18 protein-coding genes are annotated in these 24751 nt (G+C 45.7%); 9 read left to right on the top strand and 9 right to left on the bottom strand.

Going from position 1 to position 24751, the window contains the following annotated elements:
- Position 1 precedes the first annotated feature (1 nt).
- The 7 genes from DK423_RS07260 to fdhF all read left to right on the top strand — a co-directional run bounded on the left by DK423_RS07260 (position 2) and on the right by fdhF (position 8126).
- A complete protein-coding gene (locus tag DK423_RS07260) occupies positions 2-1732 on the top strand; it encodes a hydrogenase large subunit (protein ID WP_061886803.1) in 1731 nt (576 codons plus the stop codon).
- Positions 1733-1745: 13 nt separating this feature from the next.
- Positions 1746-2393, top strand: coding sequence for a formate hydrogenlyase complex iron-sulfur subunit (locus DK423_RS07255; RefSeq protein ID WP_005556275.1), 648 nt, complete (start codon positions 1746-1748; stop codon positions 2391-2393).
- Positions 2390-3166 (top strand): NADH-quinone oxidoreductase subunit B family protein, encoded by a 777-nt coding sequence (locus DK423_RS07250; protein ID WP_005556273.1) that lies wholly within the window; start codon positions 2390-2392, stop codon positions 3164-3166. The genes DK423_RS07255 and DK423_RS07250 overlap by 4 nt, the downstream gene beginning before the upstream one ends.
- 426 nt (positions 3167-3592) lie before the next feature.
- Positions 3593-4000 carry a formate hydrogenlyase maturation HycH family protein gene (locus tag DK423_RS07245; RefSeq protein WP_005558083.1) on the top strand — a complete coding sequence of 136 codons (408 nt, stop codon included), beginning with the start codon at positions 3593-3595 and terminating at the stop codon, positions 3998-4000.
- A complete protein-coding gene (gene hycI, locus DK423_RS07240; RefSeq protein ID WP_005558082.1) occupies positions 3990-4451 on the top strand; it encodes a hydrogenase maturation peptidase HycI in 462 nt (153 codons plus the stop codon). The genes DK423_RS07245 and hycI overlap by 11 nt, the downstream gene beginning before the upstream one ends.
- Positions 4452-4638: 187 nt before the next feature.
- Positions 4639-5772, top strand: coding sequence for a Fic family protein (locus DK423_RS07235; protein WP_061886600.1), 1134 nt, complete (start codon positions 4639-4641; stop codon positions 5770-5772).
- Positions 5773-5972: 200 nt separating this feature from the next.
- The gene (gene fdhF / locus DK423_RS07230) at positions 5973-8126 is read left to right on the top strand and encodes a formate dehydrogenase subunit alpha (protein WP_080567491.1); all 2154 of its coding nucleotides are present in this window, start codon (positions 5973-5975) and stop codon (positions 8124-8126) included.
- Between the two features lie 169 nt (positions 8127-8295).
- On the opposite strand, the gene sucD is transcribed toward fdhF, so the two are convergent.
- The 9 genes from sucD to proQ form a co-directional block, all read right to left on the bottom strand.
- Positions 8296-9168: a succinate--CoA ligase subunit alpha gene (sucD, locus tag DK423_RS07225; RefSeq protein ID WP_005558074.1), complete on the bottom strand. Its 873-nt coding sequence runs from the start codon at positions 9166-9168 to the stop codon at positions 8296-8298.
- Between the two features lie 10 nt (positions 9169-9178).
- A complete protein-coding gene (sucC, locus tag DK423_RS07220; protein WP_005558072.1) occupies positions 9179-10348 on the bottom strand; it encodes an ADP-forming succinate--CoA ligase subunit beta in 1170 nt (389 codons plus the stop codon).
- A 206-nt stretch (positions 10349-10554) separates the two neighbouring features.
- Positions 10555-11778 carry a 2-oxoglutarate dehydrogenase complex dihydrolipoyllysine-residue succinyltransferase gene (odhB, locus tag DK423_RS07210; RefSeq protein ID WP_005558071.1) on the bottom strand — a complete coding sequence of 408 codons (1224 nt, stop codon included), beginning with the start codon at positions 11776-11778 and terminating at the stop codon, positions 10555-10557.
- A gap of 127 nt (positions 11779-11905) precedes the next feature.
- The gene (gene sucA, locus DK423_RS07205; protein WP_176607398.1) at positions 11906-14713 is read right to left on the bottom strand and encodes a 2-oxoglutarate dehydrogenase E1 component; all 2808 of its coding nucleotides are present in this window, start codon (positions 14711-14713) and stop codon (positions 11906-11908) included.
- A gap of 219 nt (positions 14714-14932) precedes the next feature.
- Positions 14933-15571 carry an MBL fold metallo-hydrolase gene (locus DK423_RS07200; RefSeq protein WP_005558068.1) on the bottom strand — a complete coding sequence of 213 codons (639 nt, stop codon included), beginning with the start codon at positions 15569-15571 and terminating at the stop codon, positions 14933-14935.
- A gap of 75 nt (positions 15572-15646) precedes the next feature.
- Complete coding sequence (locus DK423_RS07195; RefSeq protein WP_005558067.1) at positions 15647-16207, bottom strand: YcbK family protein; 561 nt, start codon at positions 16205-16207, stop codon at positions 15647-15649.
- 53 nt (positions 16208-16260) lie between these two features.
- Positions 16261-17784, bottom strand: a complete 1524-nt coding sequence (locus DK423_RS07190) for a L,D-transpeptidase family protein (protein WP_005558066.1) — start codon at positions 17782-17784, stop codon at positions 16261-16263.
- Between the two features lie 78 nt (positions 17785-17862).
- Positions 17863-19920 (bottom strand): carboxy terminal-processing peptidase, encoded by a 2058-nt coding sequence (gene prc, locus DK423_RS07185; protein WP_005558065.1) that lies wholly within the window; start codon positions 19918-19920, stop codon positions 17863-17865.
- A 73-nt stretch (positions 19921-19993) separates the two neighbouring features.
- A complete protein-coding gene (proQ, locus tag DK423_RS07180; RefSeq protein ID WP_005558064.1) occupies positions 19994-20617 on the bottom strand; it encodes an RNA chaperone ProQ in 624 nt (207 codons plus the stop codon).
- 209 nt (positions 20618-20826) lie between these two features.
- On the opposite strand from proQ, the gene DK423_RS07175 reads away from it, so the two are divergent.
- Complete coding sequence (locus DK423_RS07175) at positions 20827-22110, top strand: paraquat-inducible protein A (protein WP_061885857.1); 1284 nt, start codon at positions 20827-20829, stop codon at positions 22108-22110.
- The gene (locus tag DK423_RS07170; RefSeq protein WP_005558061.1) at positions 22073-24730 is read left to right on the top strand and encodes a PqiB family protein; all 2658 of its coding nucleotides are present in this window, start codon (positions 22073-22075) and stop codon (positions 24728-24730) included. Before DK423_RS07175 ends, DK423_RS07170 begins: the two co-directional genes overlap by 38 nt.
- The last annotated feature ends 21 nt before the right edge of the window (positions 24731-24751 follow it).

Genomic DNA, 24751 nt, shown 5'->3' with positions numbered 1-24751 from the left:
AATGGAATTAACGAAAAATACATCCGTCGATCCGGGCAAAATGCTTGGCAAAAATTATATTGAAGCAGTCAATGCTAAATTTCCGAATACGATTTTGGACGAGGAGTGGTCAACACCGAATCAGGTGACGCTCACCATTAAAACCAATATGTTACCTGACGTGGTGGAATACCTTTACTACCAACATGACGGCTGGTTGCCGTTGGTGTTCGGCAATGACGAACGGACGATTCACGGCAATTATGCGGTGTACTATGTGCTTTCCATGGAAGGGGAAGTGAAAACCTTCATCACCATTAAAGCCTTGGTGGATCCCATTACGTTGGAATTCCCGTCCATCACGCCGAAAGTAAAAGCGGCGGTGTGGGGCGAACGTGAATTGTTCGATATGTACGGTTTGAAAACCGTGGGTTTGCCCGATCAACGCCGTTTGGTATTACCGGACGACTGGCCGGACGATCTTTACCCGTTGCGTAAAGATTCCATGGATTATCGCTTGCGTCCGGATCCGACAACGGCGACGGAAACTTACGAATTTATTAACGAAAAAGGCGAAGCGCGTATCGTGCCGATCGGGCCGTTACATATTACGTCCGACGAACCGGGACACTTCCGTTTGTTCGTGGACGGTGAAGACATAATCGACGCCGATTACCGTTTGTTCTATGTGCATCGCGGCATGGAAAAACTGGCGGAAACCCGCATGGATTACGACCAGGTGAATTTCCTCGCCGACCGTGTGTGCGGCATTTGCGGGTTTACCCACAGCGTCGCCTACGCCAATTCCGTGGAAAGTGCGTTAGGCATTCAAATTCCAAAACGGGCGCAGTGGATCCGTGCGATTTTGCTGGAAGTGGAACGGTTGCACAGTCATTTGTTGAATTTAGGGCTTTCCAGCCACTTTACCGGTTTTGATACGGGCTTTATGCAGTTCTTCCGTGTGCGGGAAAAATCCATGACCTTGGCGGAAGTGCTCACCGGCGCGCGTAAAACTTACGGTATTAATCTCATCGGCGGGGTGCGTCGCGATATGCTGAAACATCAACGTGAACAATGTATCAAGCTGATTGCGGAAATGCGTGCGGAAATTAAAACCTTGTCGGAAATTCTGCTTTCTACGCCGAACATGGAACAACGCACCGTAGGCGTGGGGATTTTGGCGAAAGACATTGCCCGTGATTTCAGCCCGGTGGGACCGATGATTCGTGGTTCCGGTTTTGCCCGCGATGTACGTAAAGTGCATCCGTTCTCCGGTTACGGCGATGTGCCTTTCGACTTGTTCACCGAACCAAACGGCGACGTGTTGTCCCGCGTGAAAGTGCGGATCAACGAAGTGTTTGAATCCATGAATATCATCGATTACATGGTAGATAACTTACCTAGCGGCGAAATCCTGAAAGAAGGCTTCAATTACACACCGGGACGTTTTGCCCTCGGCATCACCGAAGCGCCGCGCGGTGAAGATATTCACTGGTCAATGCTGGGGGACAACCAAAAATTGTTCCGTTGGCGTTGTCGTGCGGCAACCTATGCCAACTGGCCGACATTACGTTATATGTTGCGTGGTAATACGGTTTCCGACGCGCCGTTGATTATCGGTAGTCTCGACCCTTGCTATTCCTGTACCGACCGCGTTACCGTGGTGGATGTGCGCAAACGCAAGGCGAAAACCGTGGATTACAAAGAAATCGAACGCTACGGCATCGAACGTAAAAACTCACCATTGAAATAAGGGAGGCGGAAGCATGTTTAAGTTACTTAAAACCGTATTTAAAGCCGGTGACGTTACCACCAAATACCCGTTCAAACCTTATGAAGTGGATGATGATTTCAGAGGCAAACCGGAACTCAATTCCGATCAATGTATTGTATGTGCCGCCTGTACCATGGCGTGTCCGGCGAACGCCTTAACCATGCGTACCGACCCGGTGACCGGCGATCGCACTTGGTCCTTATTCTTAGGGCGCTGTATTTTCTGCGGTCGTTGTGAAGAAGTGTGTCCGACCAAAGCCATTCGTTTAACGCAGGATTTTGAATTATCGGTGACCAACAAACAGGATCTTTATCAAGAAACCACCTTTGCGACCGTTGCCTGTCAGGAATGCGGTCAACCGTTCATTTCCTATAAAGAGCTGAATTACACCATTGATTTATTCAAACAAACTTTGGATGACCCGAATTTGGTCAAACAAAAACTGGCGGTATTGCATACCTGCCCGGTGTGCAAACGGCAAGGCAGTTTGGAAAAAACTGCAAACATGGAATCCAATATGCGGCTGAAACTCATCGACTTCAAAGAACCAGTGCGCCTGAATTTCAAACAAATGATCGAGCAACGGGAAGAAAGTGCGGTGCAAAATTCAAGAGTTTTAGCAGGAGGCGAAAGACGATGAACACACAAATTCCAATGCCGGTCAATGGTATTTCAACGCCATTCAGCATAGATGAAAATATCGCCAAAATGAAACAAACCCTGTTGAAGAATATTCAACGTTCGGCGTATGTCTATCGTGTGGACTGCGGCGGTTGCAACGGTTGCGAAATCGAAATTTTCAGCACCATCACGCCGACCTTCGACGCGGAGCGTTTCGGTATTAAAGTGGTGGCATCGCCCCGTCATGCGGATATTCTGTTGTTCACCGGCGCAGTAACCCGTGCTATGCGTACGCCGGCAATGCGTGCCTACCAGGCGGCGCCCGATCCGAAAATCTGTATTTCTTACGGCGCTTGCGGCTGTGGCGGCGGGATTTTCCATGATTTGTATTGCGTCTGGGGCGGCAGCGATCAAATCGTGCCGATTGATGTGTATATCCCGGGCTGCCCGCCGACCCCGGCGGCGACCATTTACGGTTTCGCCATAGCGTTAGGGTTGCTCGATCAAAAACTGAAAGGCAAACAGGAAAAAGCCGACCCGAATGCCGACGCCAAATTACGCTTCCCGGGCATTCCGTTGGATTTGCGTATCAGTTTAGAGCGGGAGGCGCGCCGTCTCGCCGGTTACCGCCAAGGCGGCAACATCGCCAATCAATTTATGGCGATGATGTCGGAAGACGACAGAGTGCCGTTCGGCGTGCGTTTAGGGGAATACTTGGAACGGGAAGCGGATCCTCGCCTGAGCGAAATCGTCAACCGCCTGCACGCCATCAGTATGCCGTTTTCCGGTTGATTTATTGGCTAAAACGATAGCGCGCGTCTCCCGACCACAGTTGTTTTAAACATTGTAACTATTTATATAAAGAGAAAAAAACTTGGCTCCCCCCGTTTACGGGGGGGGAGCTGGGCGAAGCCCTGAGGGGGGCGAAATCACAATTTTTAAGCATAATCCTGTGAAAAACATCAAGATAAATCCCCCCTTCCGCCCTTCGGGCACGTTATTCGCAAGCTCGGAAACTCACTTGCTCACCCCGTTGGGGTCGTTGGCAGCGCCAACGCTCAAAACGCATTGCGTTTTGTCCCCCGTAAACGGAGGAAGGCAAGATATTTAAAAATATCAATGAATTATAATATTTCGAACAGCTGTAGTCTCCCGACGCGCGCCATCAGTGTAAACCGGCACTAAGATTATCATCCTCCGTCGTTATAAGGACATATCATGACAACCAAAGTCTTTTTCTATCTATTAAATGAGCGTTTCGTAGAAAACGATGAACAAGTGCCGGAACAGGCGCAGCAAGTAATGTATTACTCCTTGGCAATCGGTCACCATGTGGGTGTGATTGATTGCTTCAAAAAATTACTGATTTGCGACTATGAGGATTATCAACAATTTGTCGCCGCGTTCCCGGAAGGGGAGGCAAAGCGTAAATTTGCAGGGTTAATGAAATTCGGCGAAATCGTGATTGATTCCGGTCATGTGAATTTATTGGCGAAGGCGCTGGACGAAAATAAAGCTCATTTCACCCCGCAACATCAACAATGGACCGAAATTTTAATGGACACCTTGGCTTCCATTCAGCGCGAGCCGGTGATGTATATCATGGTGAAACGTCGTGACGAGTAACAATATCATTCTCACCGTCGGCAACAGTATGATGGGCGATGACGGCGCCGGTCCGTACCTGTATCGGCTGTTAACTGAAAATCCGTTGGAAAATTGGACCGCACTTGACGGCGGATCCGCCCCGGAAAATGTCACCCACATCGTACGGCAACTTAAACCCGAGCTTCTGCTGATTTTCGATGCCGCCGATATGGAGCTGGCGCCCGGCAAAATCCGCATTATCGAAAAAGAAGCCATCGCCGAAATGTTCTTCATGAGCACGCATAATATGCCCCTTAACTTTTTAATCGAACAGTTGGAACAAGACATTAAAAAAATCGTCTTTGTGGGCATTCAACCGGATCTGGTTTCTTTCGGTTTCCCCATGACCGACGCGGTAAAAGAATCCGTGCAGTTTATGTATGATTTTTTGAAAGACGGACGGGTGCTTGCGGAGATTCTGGTGTTGTAGGGAAGTGCGGTGGGTTTTTCTTATATTTTTTCGATGTAATATGTTCACGGTTTATGAAAATCAAACAATACAATTTCAGATTGTAGAATCCTCTTACTCAAGCTAGAATTTCACCCGCACACGTTCATGCGCTATAAAAAAACGTAAGAAAAAACGACCGCACTTTTCTACCTAACAAGGACAACCCATGACAAAAGATCCCTTTGCCGAATATATCCGACACGTTGAAGCCGATAAAAAAGAGAAAGGTTATGCGTGGAAAACGGCAATTGGTTTGCAGGATGTGGATGGGTTAAAACCTTCCCGCTATTTAATTGATACGGCAATTAAAAATATTGAAGGGGAAATTTCCCTTGATACGGCAGAGCGGTGGATTGGTCGATATTATGAAGAAAAGCCGCATTCGGAGAATGATGAGCGTACTGAAGAAGCGGATAAAGTTTCGGTGCGTATTGCGAAGTTATTGTCTGAACCGGCGTTTTCCTTCAATACCACTCAATATTTATCTATTCATAAATATCTTTTTAATGGCATTTATTCTCATGCCGGTCAGATTCGTACATACAACATCACTAAAAAAGAGTGGGTTTTAGAAGGCGCTACGGTGTCTTATGGCAGTGCTTCGGAATTGAAGGCTACGTTGGAATATGATTTAGCTCAAGAGAGAAATTTCAGTTATAAAAATCTCTTACTGAATGAAGTTATTGAACATTTGGCGATTTTTATCGCTAGGTTATGGCAAATCCATGTATTTAAAGAAGGAAATACAAGAACAACAGCTGTCTTTTTTATTAAATACCTTAAAACTTTAGGGTTTGATGTCACAAATGATATTTTTGCCGAACATTCATGGTATTTCAGAAATGCGTTAGTTCGAGCCAATTATAATAACTTGGCGCAGGACATACATGAAACGACAGAGTACATCGTGTTATTTCTTAGAAATTTGTTACTCAATGAAAATCATCTCTTAAGTAATCGATTGTTACATATCAATAGTCCTGTTTTAGTTAAAAAACAGGATATTCAACCCCAAAAACAGGATATTCAACTCGAAAAACAGGACATTCAACCCGAAAAACAGGATATTCAAAATTTGAAGGACTTTTTAAAAAATCAAAAAGGGCTTTCATATAAAACCATCAGTCACATTGAAAAATTATACCTGGCGGTCGGCTATTCTATTTTTTCCCGTGCTGACCTTATTGCTATTTTAACGCTTACTGCCTCGCCTTCCTCCGATCTGCTTGGAAAAATGCTAAAAATCGGCATTATTAAAAAGGTAGAAGGACAAGGAAAAGGAAAATATCAGTTTATTTAATCGGTTAAAGTTATTACCCCATCTTTAGTGATGACATAATTTCACTATCAAATCCCAAAATTCGCAAAAAACCTGTTCTATATCAATAAATCCATGCTTTTTGTAGGTCTATCCTAGTGTTTAGGAGTATGATGGCTTTGGACAATAACAATAATTTATCCATCTCGTGTTATATCTCAAATAAGGACATTACTATGGCAATTAAAAAAGTGATTACTGTGTGTCCGTATTGTGCCTCAGGTTGTAAGATCAATCTTTTGGTTGAAAACAACAAAATTGTGGGAGCTGAGGGTGCAAACGGCAAGACCAACGAAGGGGAGTTGTGTCTAAAAGGATATTACGGCTGGGATTTCGTGCATGACACCAAAATCCTGACTCCTCGCCTGACTCAACCGATGATCCGCTACAAACGTGGCGAATCATTCACACCGGTAAGCTGGGAAGAAGCAATTTCCTACTCCGCTAACCGTCTCAGAGAAATCCGTGAAAAATACGGTAACGAATCCATTATGGTGACAGGGTCTTCCCGCGGTCCGGGTAACGAAGTCAACTTTGTTATGCAAAAATTCGCCCGTGCGGTATTAGGAAATAACAACGTTGACTGTTGTGCGCGCGTATGACACGGCCCTTCTGTAACAGGTCTGCTCAAATCGGTCGGTAACGGCGCAATGTCCAATTCAATCGTTGAGATTGAAGACACCAAATGTGTATTTATCTTCGGCTATAATGCCTCCACTTCACACCCAATCGTGGCGCGTCGGATTAATCACGCCAAAGAAAAAGGTGCGAAAATCATTGTTTGTGACCCTCGTAAAATCGAAACTGCCCGTATTGCGGATATTTATGCGCCGCTTGCCAACGGTAGTAACGTGGCGTTCTTAAATGCCATGATGAATGTGATTTTGGAAGAAGGGTTGCAAGATCAAAAATTCATTGATGAACACACCGAAAACTTTGATGCGTTCTATGAAACCATTAAAGCATACACACCTGAATCCACGCAACACATCACCGGCATTGCACCTGATATGTTGCGTGAAATCGCCCGCACTTATGCGAAAGCGGAAACCGCCACGATCTTGTGGGGCATGGGTGTATGTCAATTTCGCCAAGGGGTGGAAACCGTTCGTGCGTTGGCAAGTTTGGCAATGTTGACGGGTAATCTTGGTAAACCGAATGTAGGTGTGAACCCGGTACGTGGTCAAAACAACGTACAGGGTGCGTGCGATATGGGTGCATTGTTTAACACCCTGCCGGGCTATCAAAGTTTTGCCGATCCGGAAATTAACGCGAAATTTGCCAAAGCCTGGGGTGTACCGTCCATTCCGACCAAGCCGGGCGTGCCGTTAAGTGAAGTACCGCACGCAGTGAAAGAAGGCAAACTCAAAGCGTTTTACATCATGGGTGAGGACACATTACAAACCGAACCGGATATTAACGCCATGAAACAAACCTTCAAGGATTTGGAATTCATCATCGTACAGGATATTTTCATGACCCAAACCGCTGCAGAAGCGGATGTGATTTTGCCGGCAACCTCCTGTGCCGAACATGAAGGCGTGTACAGTGCCGCCGACCGTGGTTTCCAACGCTTCTATAAAGCCGTTGAACCGGTGGGCGATGTCAAGGACGACTGGGAAATCATCAGCCTCATGGCGCAAGCCTTGGGTTACCCGATGCACTATAACAACACCAAAGAAATTTGGGACGAACTGCGTGAACTTTGCCCGATTTATAAAGGTGCAACTTATGAAAAAATGGAGGGACTGGGTTATATTCAATGGCCTTGTACCGACGAAGGACCGGAAGACCAAGGTACGCAGTATTTGTATGAAGGACAAATTTTCGACCGCAAAGGCGGCAAAGCCGAATTCTTTGCCTGCGACTGGGAACCGCCCATGGAAGATCTTTCCGAAGAATTCCCGTTGGTACTATCCACCGTACGCGAAGTGGGACACTATTCCTGCCGTTCTATGACAGGTAACTGCCGCGCATTAGCCGCCTTGGCGGATGAACCGGGATTCGTTCAAATGAACGACCAAGACGCAAAGGCATTAGGCATTAAAAATAATGATTTGGTGTGGATTTCATCTGTACGCGGTAAGGTGATTTCCCGCGCCAATGTGAGCACCCGTACTAATAAAGGCGCCTGTTATATGACCTACCAATGGTGGATCGGCAAATGCAATGAACTCACCGCCGAACATTTAAACCCGGGTTCAAGAACGCCGGAATACAAATACAGCGCGGTGCGTATTGATAAAATTGAGGATCAAGCTTGGGCAGAACACTATGTAGTAGTGGAATATACCAAACTGAAAAACCGCTTAAAACAAACTGCGTTAGTAGCATAAAGTTTGTTTTGATTTAACGAAAATTACAGCCGCACTTTTAAGGGAATCCAAATGATCTATCTCCCCAAACTCAGGTTAATCTGTCCAAGTTTTGGGGAGTAGATCAAAGTGCGGTCGATTTAAAAAACGTTTTTCAAACCGACCGCACTTTTTATCTCACTAACGCCAATTATTTCTTCAACACGTCCTGCAATGCCACGCCGATGTCCGCTAGGCTTCTGACGGTTTTCACACCGGCGGCTTCGAGGGCGGCAAACTTTTCATCGGCGGTGCCTTTGCCGCCGCTGATTATGGCGCCAGCGTGTCCCATGCGTTTACCTTTCGGGGCGGTGACGCCGGCGATGTAGCTGACTACTGGCTTGGTGACGTGTTGTTTAATGAACGCCGCCGCTTCCTCTTCCGCCGAGCCGCCAATTTCGCCGATCATGACGATAGCTTCCGTTTGCGGATCCTCTTGGAATAATTTGAGAATATCCACGAAGTTGGAGCCGGGAATCGGATCGCCGCCGATACCCACACAAGTGGATTGCCCGAAACCTTCGTCGGTGGTTTGTTTGACCGCTTCATAGGTGAGCGTGCCGGAGCGGGAAACGATGCCGATTTTGCCTTTCTTGTGAATATCGCCCGGCATGATGCCGATTTTGCATTCTTCCGGTGTAATCACACCCGGGCAGTTCGGGCCGATCATACGTACGCCGGTTTGATTTAAACGCTGTTTGACCAGCAACATATCTAATGTCGGAATCCCTTCGGTAATGCACACGATAAACTGAATGCCCGCGTCGATGGCTTCTAAAATGGCGTCTTTACAGCCTGGTGCAGGCACATAAATCACCGTTGCGGTGGCGCCGGTTGCTTCCACGGCATCCCGCACGGTGTTGAACACCGGTAAGCCCAGATGGGTTGTGCCGCCTTTGCCGGGGGACACGCCGCCCACTAATTGAGTACCGTAAGCCAATGCCTGTTGGGAGTGGAATGTGCCTTGTCCGCCGGTGAAGCCCTGACAAATCACTTTGGTATTGTTATTGATTAAAATTGACATCATTCACTCCTTATAGATTACCGTTTGCTGCTTTGACAGATTCCACCGCCGCGTCCGTGAGGGTTTTCGCCGCAATAATATTAAAACCACTGTTGGCTAAAATTTCCCGTCCTAAAGGCGCGTTGTTGCCTTCCAAGCGCACCACTACCGGCACATGTACGCCCACTTGGTTCACCGCCGCCACAATGCCTTCGGCGATCAGATCGCAACGCACGATGCCACCGAAAATATTCACCAATACGGCTTTGACATTTTTATCGGAAAGAATGATTTTGAAGGCTTCCGCTACCCGTTCTTTGGTTGTGCCGCCACCTACATCAAGGAAGTTTGCAGGTTGTCCGCCGTGCAGTTTCACAATATCCATCGTGCCCATGGCAAGCCCGGCGCCGTTAACCATACAGCCGATATTGCCGTCCAGCGCCACATAATTCAGTTGATGTAATTCCGCCAAGGCTTCACGCGCATCGCTTTGGGTAATATCGTGCATGGTGGCTAAATCAAGCTGGCGATACAGTGCATTGCTGTCCACCACGATTTTGGCATCCAAACAGGAAAGTTTGCCTTCTTGCGTGACGACAAGGGGGTTGACTTCAAGCAGAGAGAGATCCCGCTCTATAAACATTTTCGCCAGTTGGGTAAAAATATGGGTGAATTGGCTGATTTGATCGCCCTTTAACCCCAGCTTAAACGCCAATTCGCGCCCTTGATAAGGCATTCCACCCACCAGCGGGTCCAACACCACTTTATGCAATAATTCCGGGGTTTTCGCCGCCACCTCTTCAATATTCATGCCACCAGCGGCAGATGCCATAAAGACCACTTTTTGTGAAGCACGGTCGATCACCGCGCCCAAATATAATTCACGTTCAATATTGACCGTTTCTTCCACATAAATAATGTTGATCGGTTGTCCGTTGGCGTCGGTTTGAAAGGTCACCAAACGTTGCCCTAGCCATTTATCCGCAAAAGCGCGCACTTCCGCTTCATTACGCACCAACTTCACGCCACCGGCTTTTCCGCGCCCACCCGCATGCACTTGGCACTTGGCAACCCAAACATCGCCTTTCAGCTGTTTGATCGCTTCTGCCGCTTCGTCTGCGGTTTTACAAGCGATGCCTCGGCATATCGGTAAATCATATTCGGCAAAAACCTGCTTACTTTGGTATTCATGTAAATTCATACAAAATCCTCTGTTGCGTGATAAATATTCTGATAAAAAGTGCGGTTGTAAAAAATATTATTTTTTGAATGTTGGCTTGCCAACAACCCGTTGGCGTGCTCAAATAAGCAAGCTTATCTGCGAAGAATAAACAACGTTTTTTTCTTAAGGCGTTTTTATAAACCGAAACCGCTTGTCTTGCAAGCAAGAAACAAGCGGTTTTCTTATTAAATTTCAAGTAATAATCTTGTCGGGTCTTCCAGCAGCTCTTTTATCGTCACCAAGAAACCGACGGATTCCCGCCCGTCAATTAAGCGGTGATCGTAGCTCAGCGCCAAATACATCATCGGGCGAATCACCACTTGACCGTTTAACGCCACCGGGCGCTCTTTAATGGCGTGCATGCCTAAAATAGCGCTTTGCGGCGGGTTGATAATCGGGGTAGACATCAACGAACCGAACACACCGCCGTTGGTAATGGTGAAATTACCGCCGGTTAAATCTTCCACCGTTAATTTTCCGTCACGACCTTTTTCCGCCAAAGCTTTGATAGATTTTTCAATGTCCGCCATGGAAAGGTTGTCGCAATCGCGCAATACCGGCGTGACCAAACCGCGCGGCGTGGAAACGGCAATGCTCACGTCGAAATAGTTGTGATAAATCACATCGTCGCCGTCAATGGAGGCATTCACTTCCGGATAACGTTTTAAGGCTTCCACCACGGCTTTGATATAAAAAGACATAAAACCTAAACGCACGCCGTGTTGTTTTTCAAATTTTTCACCGTATTGTTTGCGCAGGTTCATGATTGGCTGCATATCCACCTCATTGAACGTGGTCAACATGGCGGTGGTGTTTTTGGCTTCCAACAGACGTTCTGCAATACGTTTACGCAAACGAGTCATCGGCACGCGTTTTTCACTACGTGCGGCATACGCCACGGTACTGAGGGTGTCTTCCGCCACTTGCGGTTGTGCCGCAACAGCGGTGCGTTGGGCGAGGATCGCTTCCACATCTTCACGGGTAATTCTGCCGCCCACGCCGGTACCTTTTACATCGGCGACATCGGAAGGTTGTAAACCGTGTTCGGCTAATAAACGACGTACCGCCGGGCCTTGCGCATCGGTGACATGCGGTTCATCAGGCACTTCCGTGCGACGATCTTTCGGTGTCGGTTCCGCGTTTTTTTCCGTGGCAATGGCTGCCGCTGTCACCGAATCTTCCAGAGTGCCAAGCAATTGCTTGCTGACAACTATCGCCCCTTCTTCCTGCAAAATCCGGGCAAGCACGCCGTCCGCCTGCGCCGGCACTTCAAGCACCACTTTGTCGGTTTCAATTTCCACAATCACTTCATCACGTTTCACCGCATCGCCCGCTTTTTTATGCCAGGTCGCCACCGTGGCATCGGCAACGGATTCAGGTAAATCGGGGACAAGAATTTCAATCGTCATAATGTTTATTCCTTTTTTATGTTCGTTTAGCTAAGTCTTATATTTTGATGAAAAGTGCGGTCGGTTTTCGCCGTGTTTTTTTTCGCACGAAAAACGCGGCAAAAAATCACCGCACTTTATCTCCTCATTAACGTGTCAACGCGTCTTCCACCAATTGTTTTTGTTGTTTGGTGTGCAATGACATATAGCCCACCGCCGGAGAGGCGGAAGCCGGGCGACCGGCATAGGTTAATTTCGCGCTTTCCAGTATGACCGCTTCAAAATTGTGTTTGCCGGAATACCACGCGCCCTGGTTCAGCGGTTCTTCCTGACACCACACAAAATCCGTCACATGAGCATAAGGCGCAAGCACCGCTTTCACATCATCATGCGGGAACGGATAAAGTTGTTCGATACGAATAATGGCAACGTCCGTTTGTTCGTTCTTACGGCGTTGTTCCAACAAATCGTAATACACCTTGCCCGAACACATCACCACGCGCTTGACCTGTTTCGGATCGAGTGCGTCAATTTCCCCGATAACGGTTTGGAAAGTGCCGTTCACCAGTTCGTCCATCGTAGATACCGCCAGCGGGTGGCGCAATAAGGATTTCGGCGAAATACCGATGAGCGGACGACGCATTTTGCGAATCGCTTGACGACGCAACATGTGATAAACCTGCGCCGGCGTTGACGGGATACACACCTGCATATTTTGTTCCGCGCAGAGCTGCAAATAGCGCTCCAAACGGGCGGAAGAGTGTTCCGGGCCTTGCCCTTCATAACCGTGCGGCAGCAACATCACCAAACCGCACATTCTGCCCCATTTTTGTTCGCCGGAGCTGATGAATTGGTCAATCACGATTTGCGCGCCATTGGCGAAATCACCGAATTGCGCTTCCCAGATGGTTAAGGTTTTCGGATCCGTCGTAGCATAACCGTATTCAAAGGCAAGCACCCCTTCCTCGGTCAGCACGGAATCCCACACTTCAAAGCGTCCTTGGTTGGCGTGTAATTGGGTCAACGGCACATAGCCGGTGCCGTCTTTTTGGTTATGCACGACCGCATGGCGATGGAAGAAGGTACCGCGCCCCGCATCCTCACCGGACAAACGCACATGAGTGCCTTCATCCAACAAGGTGGCGTACGCCATGGTTTCCGCCATGCCCCAATCCAATAATTTATCGCCCTGAGCCATTTCTTTACGATCCGCATAGATTTTTTCCACACGCGGATGCGGCTGCACGTAATCAGGATAATGGGAAACCCGTTTCGCCAACGTTTGGAAACGCTCCAACGGGAAGTGGCTTTCGTATGGCGCCGTCCAGTCATAATTGAGGTATTGCAACCAATCTACTTTCGCCATATCCATAGCGCGCCACTCCGGCACGACGCATTCGCCGTTGTCCAACGCATCGCGATATAAATTGGTCATTTCGGTGGCATCTTCTTCGCTGATGGTGCCTTCCTGAATTAAACGGGAGGCATAGACTTTCGGCGGTGTCGGGTGTTTTTTGATGATGCCGTACATCATCGGTTGGGTAGCTAAAGGTTCGTCCGCCTCATTGTGCCCGTGACGACGATAAGAAATTAAATCAATGAAAATATCCCGTTTGAAGGCGTTGCGATATTCCACCGCCATACGGGCGGCGAAAGCCACCGCTTCCGGGTCGTCGCCGTTCACATGAATAATCGGCGCCTGAATCATTTTCGCAATGTCGGTACAAAATTCGGTGGAACGGGTGTCGTTTGGGTTGGAGGTGGTGAAACCGATTTGGTTATTAATGACGATACGAATTGTGCCGCCCACTTTGTAACCGCGTGCATTGGACATATTCAAGGTTTCCTGCACAATACCCTGCCCTGCCACGGCGGAATCCCCATGCACGGTAACGGCAAGCACCTGGTTATGTTCCAAATCCTGTTTGCGGGTTTGTCTGGCGCGTACGGAACCGATAACCACCGGGCTGACGATTTCCAAATGAGACGGGTTAAACGCCAGGGTTAAATGCACCCGTTTATCATCGACCGCAAAATCGGAAGAAAAACCCTGGTGATACTTCACATCGCCGGTGCGATTGGTTTCCGCGTGTTTACCGGCAAATTCATCGAATAATTCCGCCGGTTTTTTACCCAACACGTTCACCAACATATTTAAGCGCCCACGGTGCGCCATGCCGATAACAATATCGTCGATGTCATTACGTCCGGCATGGCGAATAATTTCTTTCATCATTGGGATAAAGGCATCACTTCCCTCTAGGGAAAAACGTTTTGCCCCCGGGAATTTTGCTCCTAAGTAGCGTTCCAAACCGTCCGCCGCCGTCAATTCTTTGAGTAAATTCACTTTTTCGTCTTTCATAAAAAGCGGCTGTTGAATCCATTTTTCCTGTTTACTTTGCAACCAGTTACGCTGTTCCATATCATGAATGTGCATAAATTCCAAGCCGATATTGCCGCAATAAGTGGCTTTCAAATCACGGGCTAAGTCGCTGAGTTTAATGGTTTCTTTGCCGTAAACGGCATAGTCGATATTGAAACTTTCGTCCAAATCGGCATCGGTTAAGCCATGTTGATGATAATCTAACTCGGGAACGGAGGAGGTTTTCCAACGGTAATAATTGAGGGGGTCAAGAGTGGCTTCAATATAACCACGGGAGCGATAAGCGTTGATGAACTGGAGTACTTTAACTAATTTCGCACTCGCTTCGGGGTCGATAACGGTAATGCTCTGCGAATGATTCTCTCGGGCTAAACGGCGGAAATAATCACGCACGACCGAGTGGGGCTGTTCAAGTGCGGTGGATTTTGGCAACGTTTTAAAAATCGCCTGCCAACTGCTATCCACACTGCCCGGATCTTCAAGATAACTTTCATAAAGCTCTTCGATATACGCTTGATTCGCGCCACCCAACGCACTGGAGGCAAGCCATTCCTGTAAAGAATTATGCTGCATAAATACCACCTTAAAAATGAATACACTAACAAACAACGTCATGGCAACGACATAAAAAACGCCGCTACATTTAAAGGGCATATTATGCCCGAGAAATTCAATTTATATTGTGATCCAAGTCAGAATTTTTACAAAAATTTAACGTCTTCACGCCATAACGTGCGGTCAAAAAAATCAGCAATTTGAATAAAATACCCGATATTTTTGCGGTTAATGATTTTATTCCTGCGTCACATAAGGGTTAGTTTGTTTTTCCGTGCCGATGGTTGTGTAAGGCCCGTGTCCCGGAACAATAACCATATCATCATCCAACAGATATAATTTTTCCCGAATGGAAGCAATAATCTCGTCATAACTGCCGCCCGGGAAATCCGTGCGCCCGATGCCGCTTTTGAATAACACATCGCCGGTAAACGCCACACGTTTTTGATGTTCGATAAAACCGATATGCCCGGGCGTGTGTCCCGGCAAATGCAGAACTTCAAAGGTAAAATCACCGATATGTAAAATTTCGCCTTCTTCATCCAACCAACGATCCGGCTCAAAGGCAGCGACTTCAAATAACATCCCGAACTTTTCCGATTGCTGCGGCAAGCCCTTAAACCAGTAATCATCTTTGGAATTTGAACCGAGGATAGGCACATTAAAATGTTGTTTGACTTTTTCCGCCGCCCCCACATGATCCAGATGCCCGTGAGTGAGTAAAATCGTCTGTAAATTCAAGTCTAATTCTTCAATGCGTTTGATTAACTTATCTGCTTCACCACCCGGATCAATAATTGCCGCATTTTTCTTGTTATCCCAGATTAAAGAGCAATTTTGCTGAAATGCGGTGACGGGAATAATCTCAATATTCATAATGACCAGCCTTGTTTATTCAGTAAAAAACCGCACCAAAGTGCGGTTAAAAATAACAACGTTTTTAGCAATGGACTAACTTCCTCTCCAGGTACGGACAGGACCGGTATCCATGTGAACAAAGTTACTGCGCGGATAGAAACCGACGCCGCCGTTATTTAATGCCTCCACTGCATCGCGTAATTTCGCTAACGGAACACCATCAATACGAAAATCAATGGCTTGACCACGGATATGATAACTATTGCTGGCGACACCACGACTGCGACGGTGCATTGCCGCATTGCTGGCAGCGGAACGATAACCGCAGATAATTTGGATTTCGGTGTTGCGTAAACCGAGGTTTTGCTGAACCCGATAAAACTTAGTGAAAAGCTGCGGATCCATTTTATGTACTTGATTATTGCGTTTATCACGCAGTAAATGATCTAAAAGTCGTAATGTCGTGTTGGAAAACCCGCGACCAAGCACGAATTCCGCGCTTAATTTCTCTTGGGTATTGATGTTGCGAAAGCTCAACATACGGGGTCTTGGCGTTGAAACCACAGCTAAAACCGTATCGGGCAACAAAGTTGCACCCAATACAATTCCCCCTAAAGATAACCATTTGCGACGACTATGGTTAATATTGCTCATTATATTTTCCTGAATATGTTTAAAATCTGTTGTTTTGACTTACATTGCGAATGTTAGTTCGAGGCTAAGGGTTGAAGATATTTTTTCAAAATGTCCCAGTCAATATAGCTCAGATTGGGTGCTTTGTCATAGCCATAAACATCCGGCAAGGTATGTACTTGCCCTTTATCAACCCATGCAGTGACGTAATATAAGAAAACCGGGTTATTGGATTTAACAGTTACAGAAGTCGTTTTTCTGCTTTTCAGTACACTTTGTTTTCTTTCCGCCGTCCAACCCGCTTCTTTTAACAGAACTGTTGCCAATTCTTCGGATTTTTCCACACGCACACAACCGGAGCTTAAATCACGTCTTTTATTACCAAATAAGCTACGTTTTGGCGTATCGTGCAAATAAATAGCATCAGAACTCGGCATATTAAATTTATAGTTGCCCAATGCGCTGTTGTCGCTTGGTACTTGGCGTAAACGGTACGGGAATTTCTTCGCTGTCATGTTTTCCCAGTCAATGGTATAAGGGTCAATGGTATTGCCTTTGCCATCGATGATCGTATAACCGTTACGATAAATGTAACTTGGATCCCGGCACACTTTCGGAATGATGTCCTCGTTAATTAAACGGGTCGGCGCATTCCAAGGCGGATTGACCACCACATTGCTCAGGCGGCTGAACATAACCGGTGTTTTGCGCTTGTTGGTGCCCACAATCACACGGGAATTCAAAACCAGCTTGCCGTCACGATAATAATTTAATTGATAACTCGGAACATTCACGAAAATTCCGTTATCAAATTCAGGCAGGATACGCAAACGTTGCGCATTGATGGCAAAACGATGCAATTCATTAATGCCGTTTTTGTCTAATTTGCCATTTAAAATTAAATTTTCTACCTTGGCTAAGGTTTGCTTAAACAATGGATTTTCGCTGGATAAGTTATTCACGAAAGCAAAAACATCATTATTTTTGACCGCACTTAGCCAGGAATCGACTTGGTTTTCATCCGGTTTACTGGCTTTGTAACTATTTTCCGAATATAACCATTTTTGCGCAGATTTCTTCACATTATTGGCATAAAACAAATAATCTAAAAACGCATCGGTTAAGATCACGTCTTGCACAAATGCTTCTTTATCGGCAGATTGGCTTACCGCATTTAAGGCGTTGGCAGACCGCTTGGAAATGCCACTTGCCACCATTAACGCGTAATCGCGCAAGAACTGTTGTTTGGCTTTTTCATCCTGCCACAGCGGCATAAAATTATTTTCTGCATAAATTTTTGCGATTAACGGTTTAAATTGCAGTTTCGTTTCACCGATACGCTCGGCTAAGCCCTGCTCTGCCAGCACTTGTTTCTCTGCCGCTAAACGCGCCTCTTCGGCTTTTTTCTCGGCGGCAAGACGTTCTTCTTCCGCTTTACTTTCTAAAGCCAGTTGCTGCTGCGCCAAACCTAAATCAGTTTGTGCCCGGGTCTGCTCCGTGCCAGCCTCCGAAGGCTTCATTTCTTCCGCAACCGCATTTCCCACATAGAACGCCATAGCTAACGCCAATGCCGTCAATTTAAAAGATTTCGTACTCATTAATCGCTGTGCCTTAATCTCTGAACTTAGCTAAAAATGACCGCACTTTTTAAAAAGTGCGGTCAGGAAATGAAACGTTTACTGTTTTGCAGAGGTATCCGCGTCTTTCAGCCCGGTTTTTTCCGCATCAAATTTTACGACATCCGCCGCAATGAATTCTGCTTCTTTCAGGAAGAAATCCGGGGCTTCGTAATCTTTCGGTAAATCATTAATGTCTTTTAACGGTTTCTTACCTTCACGTTTAAAGCGCTCATTAATGTCTTTCAACCGTTTTTCATCGTCCTTATCGTTTTCCGCTTTGCGTTTTTGATAATTCAGGGATAAGAACTTACGATCACGACGCTCATCACGAATCTTTAAATCCTCGTTTAAAGCAATAAATTCCGGATTTTTCGCGATTCTTTCTTTGTGTTTTTTAGCTAACTCGGAAATGACATCACGCGCCGTCATCACTTCGGAATAATTCACCGACGGAATTTTATCCCAAGGCAAGGCGTTATCCTCTTTTTCTTCACCATACTCTTGCGTATCGATCACATCCGGAAATTTAATATCCGGTGCAACACCTTTTAATTGGGTACTTCCGCCATTAATACGATAGAATTTTTGAATGGTATATTGAATTAAGCCGAGCGGAGTTTGATCCAAGTCATACACAAAATTGAGTGAACGACTTTGCTGTACCGTGCCTTTTCCGTAGGTATTTTGTCCGATAATAATGCCGCGGTTATAATCCTGAATCGCGGCAGCAAAAATTTCCGACGCAGACGCACTGAAGCGGTTAATCATCACCAATAGCGGACCGGTATATTGTTGCGTATTGTCGGGATCTTCGTGTACACGAATACGTTGATAGGCGTCTCGCACTTGCACCACAGACCCATCGCTAATGAACAAGCCGCTTAAACCGACCGCTTCGGTCAACGCACCGCCGCCGTTTTCCCGCAAATCCACGATTAACGCAGCGGCTTTTTTATTCTGCATCTCTACCAATAATTTTTTCACATCTTCCGTTAAACCGAGGTAAAAACTTGGAATTTTAATCACGGCAACATTGATGCCGTCAACTTTTTCAACAGTTAATTTCGCTGCTTGATCTTCAATACGAATTTTATCGCGAACCAATGTCACAATACGGGATTTTCCACCTTTTGCCGGTTCCACTTCCAAACGAACTTTAGAGCCTTTTTTCCCTTTGATTTTGTCAACGATGTCTTCCAAACGCCAACCGACAACATCCTCGATTTCGCCCTTCTCCTGACCAACACCGATAATTTTATCACCTGCTTTTAATTTTTTACTGCGTTCGGCAGGCGCTCCAGGAACTAAAGATTTAATACTGGTTTCACCATCCTCCGTTTGCAATGTGGCACCGACCCCTTCTAAAGATAAGTTCATGCTTTCATTGAAACTTTTTGCCGTACGTGGAGCTAAATAACTGGTATGCGGATCAATTTCACGGGCAAAAGCGTTTAAATAGGTTTGTACCACATCATCCGCTTTAGTTTGGGTTAAACGACGAATCGCCAAATTATAACGCTTAACCAACTTCTCTTTAATTTCCGACCATTTTTTATCTTTTAATTTCAAGCTGATGATGTCGTTTTTAACGCGCGCTTCCCATAGCTTATTCGCTTCTGTTTCGGTTTTCGGCCAGGCTGCTTTTTCACGATCAATTTCAATTTGATCATCATCGTTCAAATGTGGTTCTTTATCCAACAAAGACAAGGCATAACGATAACGTTCATAACGGCGTTTCATCATTAACTCATACATACTAAAAGCAATATCTAAATTACCGGCATTCAACTCGTCATCAATTTTATTGCCATATTTGGTGAACATTTCATCAATATCGGATTGCAAAAACGTCGTACGGTTAAAATCCAACGCTTTCAGGTAACGATCAAAAATCTTTTTCGAAAATTCATCATCCAGCTGAAATCTACGGTAATGAGACTGAGTTAGGCGGGTTGTCGCACGTTTCGTGGCAAACATGTTGGATTCCGACGGCTGTAAAGAGACCAGATCACTTTGTTTTAATTTCGGTTGTACCGCGTCCGCAACATTGACATTAAGCAAAAAAGAACTTAATACAAGTGCGGTCAGATAACTTTTTGTTTTCGTAAATTTCATTCAAACTTTCCTAATTAAAATACGGCAATAAACAAAGCTATCTGTGAAAGATAGCTTTGTTAATTAAAAGAATTTAGGCAAATAAACGATCTGCCGTGACAGTAATCACCAAACCGTTTTCCAATTCCACCCTGGCAGCATCGCCGGAGACTTCCAAAATGGTGGCGTTTTTCGCATGGTCAGCTGCTTTGACTTTTACCTGCTGACCAACTTGCAACGTCGTCATATCCACGTTATTGAAATTAAATTTAGGTTTGCGGGCAGGCTTTTCACCTTGCTTCTGATTGCGACGGACAGGACGTTTTTTCTCATTTTCGCCTTTTGCCGCTTTTTCCGCCGCACGTTTTTGGGCAATTAAGGCTTTAGCTTCCGCTAATTGTTGCGCGGCATGATCAACATGTTCTTGCTCCAGTTCCCCCACCGGATTACCCTGTAAATCCACGCGCATTGCGCCGGCTTTGCAACCGTGTAGGTAACGCCAGTTTGAAGTATATTGACGCAAGGCGTGACGGAGTTGGGTTTTGCTTACGCGCTCGTCATCTTTCAGCGCTTCACTTAAATCCTGAAACAAACCGATTTTTAACGGTTTGGCTTCCCCTTCAATAGAAAAACATAGCGGAAATTTTTCCGCTAAATAGGCAATAATCTCTTTATTATTTGTTAACTTTTGTACTTCGGTCATTGCGAAATCCTGCATAGATTTTAAGTAGAAAATAAGTAGAAAAACTTGCCGTAGTTTAGCTTACTTTCAGAAAAAATGACACAATTAATAACCTATCTACTAAAAAGAAATAATAAATTCCGCAAAAAATGACCGCACTTTTTCTGTCTAAACAAGATAAATTCGTACTAAAAACGAAAAATACAGTATAAAATACGCGCTTCTTTATTTAGGTAACTTGATTCATGACAGCACATTCCACGTTAAATTTAGCCGACGCTACTTTTCACCGCCTCGTTCGTTGCGGCGAATGCAATGTCGTGGTTAAAATTGCTGCATTACAACAAGGGCAACGTGCCCTTTGTCCGCGCTGCCATAATGTGTTATACGCCACCAGCCGCTGGAGTTTAAAACGCTGTTCGATTATCGCCATCTCCATTTTAATCCTGATGCCTTTCGCGTTAACTTACCCGCTTTTAAGCATTGATTTATTAGGCGAAAAAATTGACGCCTCGGTCTGGCTGGGCGTATGGAAAATGGCGACACAAGGTTTTTCTTACACGGCATTTTTAGTGTTTCTTTGCGCCGTGTTTATGCCTATTGCCTTTGCGCTACTGGTTATTCTGCTGAGGCTGTCACAGATCATGCACATCAAACCGCGCAATTTGCTGATTTCTCTCGGCTATATAAAACCCTGGGTGATGTTTGACGTGTATTTGGTGGCGTTGGGAGTAAGCATTTTCAAGGTGCAGGAATACGCCACATTGGAACTGAATATTTACTTAATTGCTTTTATTTTTACCGCACTTTTAACCACCCTTTTATTTATTAAAATTAACCCCGATGAAGTGTGGAACGATTTTTACCCGCAAAGCAAAGCGGTAAGCAACCTCACCCATGTGGAAGATCTGCGCTTTTGCCATTCCTGCCAGTATAGTTTTATCAATCCGCTCACTGATCGCAAAGGGCACGAGATTTGTCCGCGTTGCTATTCGCAAATTGATTTGTCAAATTCCATTAAATTACAACGCACCTGGGCACTGTTAATTGCGGGCATTATTATGCTGTTTCCGGCAAATTTATTGCCGATGTCGGTGATTTATTTAAACGGTGCGCCAAGTGCGGATACCTTAATGTCGGGCGTGATCAGTTTTATCGATATGGGCAGTTACTTCATTGCTTTCGTGGTATTTACCGCCAGTATTTTCGTGCCTATTAGCAAAGTGCTGATTATGTTATACCTGCTTACCTGCATACACTTTAAACTGAAACACTCTATTCGCTGGCAAATGCGTTTGTTACATATCGTACATTTCGTCGGACGCTGGTCAATGCTTGATTTATTCGTATTGGCACTGATGATGTCCTTGGTTACCCGAGGGCAGATTATCGACTTTTCTGTAGGTACGGCGGCGCTCTATTTCGGCGCGGCGGTATTTTTGACAATGATTGTAGCGGAGCAATTTGACAGCCGCTTAATTTGGGAAATCTATGACAGACAACAAGCAAAACACGCAACATCAAAATAATGAAACGGAAGTCAACGCGCAGGTGCGTCAGAACCGGCGTATTTCGCCATTTTGGTTGTTACCTTTTGTCGCCCTGTGTATCGGTGCCATTTTGTTCTTTCAAATTGTACAGGAACAGGGTATCAGCGTAAAAATCACCTTTGCCAACGGTGACGGTATCGTTGCCGGCAAAACACAAATTCGCTACCAAGGTTTGCAAATCGGGGTAGTAAAAAAGGTGAATTTCACCGATGATCTGCAAAAAGTGGAAGTGGTCGCCAGTATTTACCCTGAAGCCAAAACCGTCTTACGGGAAAACACCAAATTCTGGTTGGTGAAACCAAGTGCATCCCTTGCCGGGATTTCAGGCTTAGATGCACTGGTTTCAGGTAATTACATCACCTTACAACCGGGCGGGGGTGATACCGAACATGAATTCATGGCAGAAACGAAAGGCCCTATAGCACAGCTTATTCCGGGTGATTTACTGATTCATTTAATTGCCGACGATTTGGGATCTATTTCAATTGGTGCATCCATTTATTACAAAAATATACCCGTAGGTCGAATCTATGATTTCCATTTCACCGAAGATGGTAAAAAAGTGGAAATTGATGTGGTCATCAATAAGCCTTATGCCAAATTTGTCAAAAAAGACAGCCATTTCTGGAATATCAGCGGCATCAGCGCTAACGTTGACGTTTCCGGTTTAAACATCAACGTAGACAGCCTTAATTCTGTAGTGCAAGGTGCTGCTGCCTTTGATTCACCAAGCAACAGCCCGGAAGCGGAAATGAACGAAAGCTATACGCTTTATTCTAACCTGCAAGCGGCAAAACGCGGTATCAACATTAATGTAAACATTCCGAACACTGTCGGTTTGGTAGCAGGGAAAACCCACGTTTATTACCAAAATACCGAAATCGGCGTGTTATCCGAATTAAGTGCGGTGGAAAATAACGATGAAATGTTAAGTGGTACGTTATTAATTGATCCGAATCTTGCCAATTTGTTCAAAGCTAACAGCAACATTGTATTGCGCGTGAAAAAACCGGGCCTGGCAGATTTAACCGATGTACAAAAACTGCTACGTGGCAAATATTTTGAAGTGTTGCCGGGCGACGGTGAAAACCGAACGGATTTCGATGTGATTAAAGAAAGCGAGTTATTGCTGAAACAGCCGAACACCTTGGTGCTGAATTTAACCGCACCGGAAACTTACGGCATCAACGAAGGGCAACCGTTGATTTATAACAACATTCAAATCGGCGAAATCGTGTCTCAGCAAATTGATACCGACGGCGTCAAATTCAAAGTCGCCATCGCCGGAGAGTATCGCCATTTAATTCACGGCGATACCCTATTTATCGCCGCCTCTAATTTTGAAGTGAGTTTGGGTGTTGACGGCTTACGTTTTGAAGCCGCCACACCGGAAAAATGGCTACAAGGCGGTATTCGCGTGGTGGCGGGTAAAAATCAGGGCAAAGCGAAAGAAAACTACGCCCTTTACAGCGATTTAACCAACGCGGAAGCCGGCATTACCGACAATCAACCGAAACCAAGCATTACCCTTACCACCGCCAATCTACCAAGCATTAACAAAGGCTCATTGGTGCTTTATCGCCAATATGAAGTGGGTAAAATTTTGGATATTCGTCCGCAAATCCAACATTTTGCCGTGGATGTGTTTATTTATCCAAAATACCGCCATTTATTGACAGACAAAAGCGTCTTCTGGGTGGAAAGTGCGGCACAAATCGACATTACCCCAAAAGGCATCAGCATTCAGGCAACGCCGTTGACTCGTTCGTTAAAAGGCGCTATCAGTTTTGATAACAGCGGCAGCAAAGGCAACCATACCCTTTATCCGAACGAACTACGCGCCAAGTCTGCGGGGCAACAAATCACCCTGACTGCCGAGAACGCCACCAACCTCAGTAAAGGCATGGCATTACGTTATTTAGGCTTAACCATTGGTGAAATCGACAGCATTCAGCTTGATCAAAAAAGCAATAAAATCATCACCAAAGCATTAATTAACCCGAATTACATGGCGCTAATCGCCAAAGAAGGCTCGCGCTTTAAAGTAATTTCACCGCAGATTTCCGCCAGCGGTATTGAAAATATCGACAGCTTATTGCAACCGTACATTGATGTGGAAGTGGGTTCCGGCAAAAGCAAAACGCAATTTGCCTTAACCCAATCCATCAACAATAACATTAAATATACCAACGGGTTACCGCTTGTATTGGAAACCAACGATGCGTTAAATATCACCGCAGGATCGCCGATTATGTATCGCGGTGTGGAAGTGGGAACCATTAAAAACTTAGAACTGAATTCGTTAGGCGATCGGGTATTTATCAACATTCTTATCGCCCCGAAATATCAGCACCTCGTACGCCAAAATTCTGAATTCTGGATTGCCTCCGGTTACGATTTCAGCCTCGGCTGGTCCGGCGCCCAATTCAACACCGGCAGCGTACAACAGCTGTTAAAAGGCGGTATTTCCTTCTCCACGCCATCAGGCACGGTGGTGCAAGGGCAGGCAAAAGCAAATCAGCATTTCTTATTGCAAGTCAAACGCCCGGAAAATGCACAAAAATGGAATCAGGGCACGTTACCGGCAACTAAAAATTAATGTAAAAAATGACCGCACTTT

This window comes from Aggregatibacter actinomycetemcomitans, from assembly GCF_003130205.1.
GTDB classification, from domain to species: Bacteria; Pseudomonadota; Gammaproteobacteria; order Enterobacterales; family Pasteurellaceae; genus Aggregatibacter; species Aggregatibacter actinomycetemcomitans_A.
This window is presented reverse-complemented; position numbering and strand designations above follow the sequence as displayed.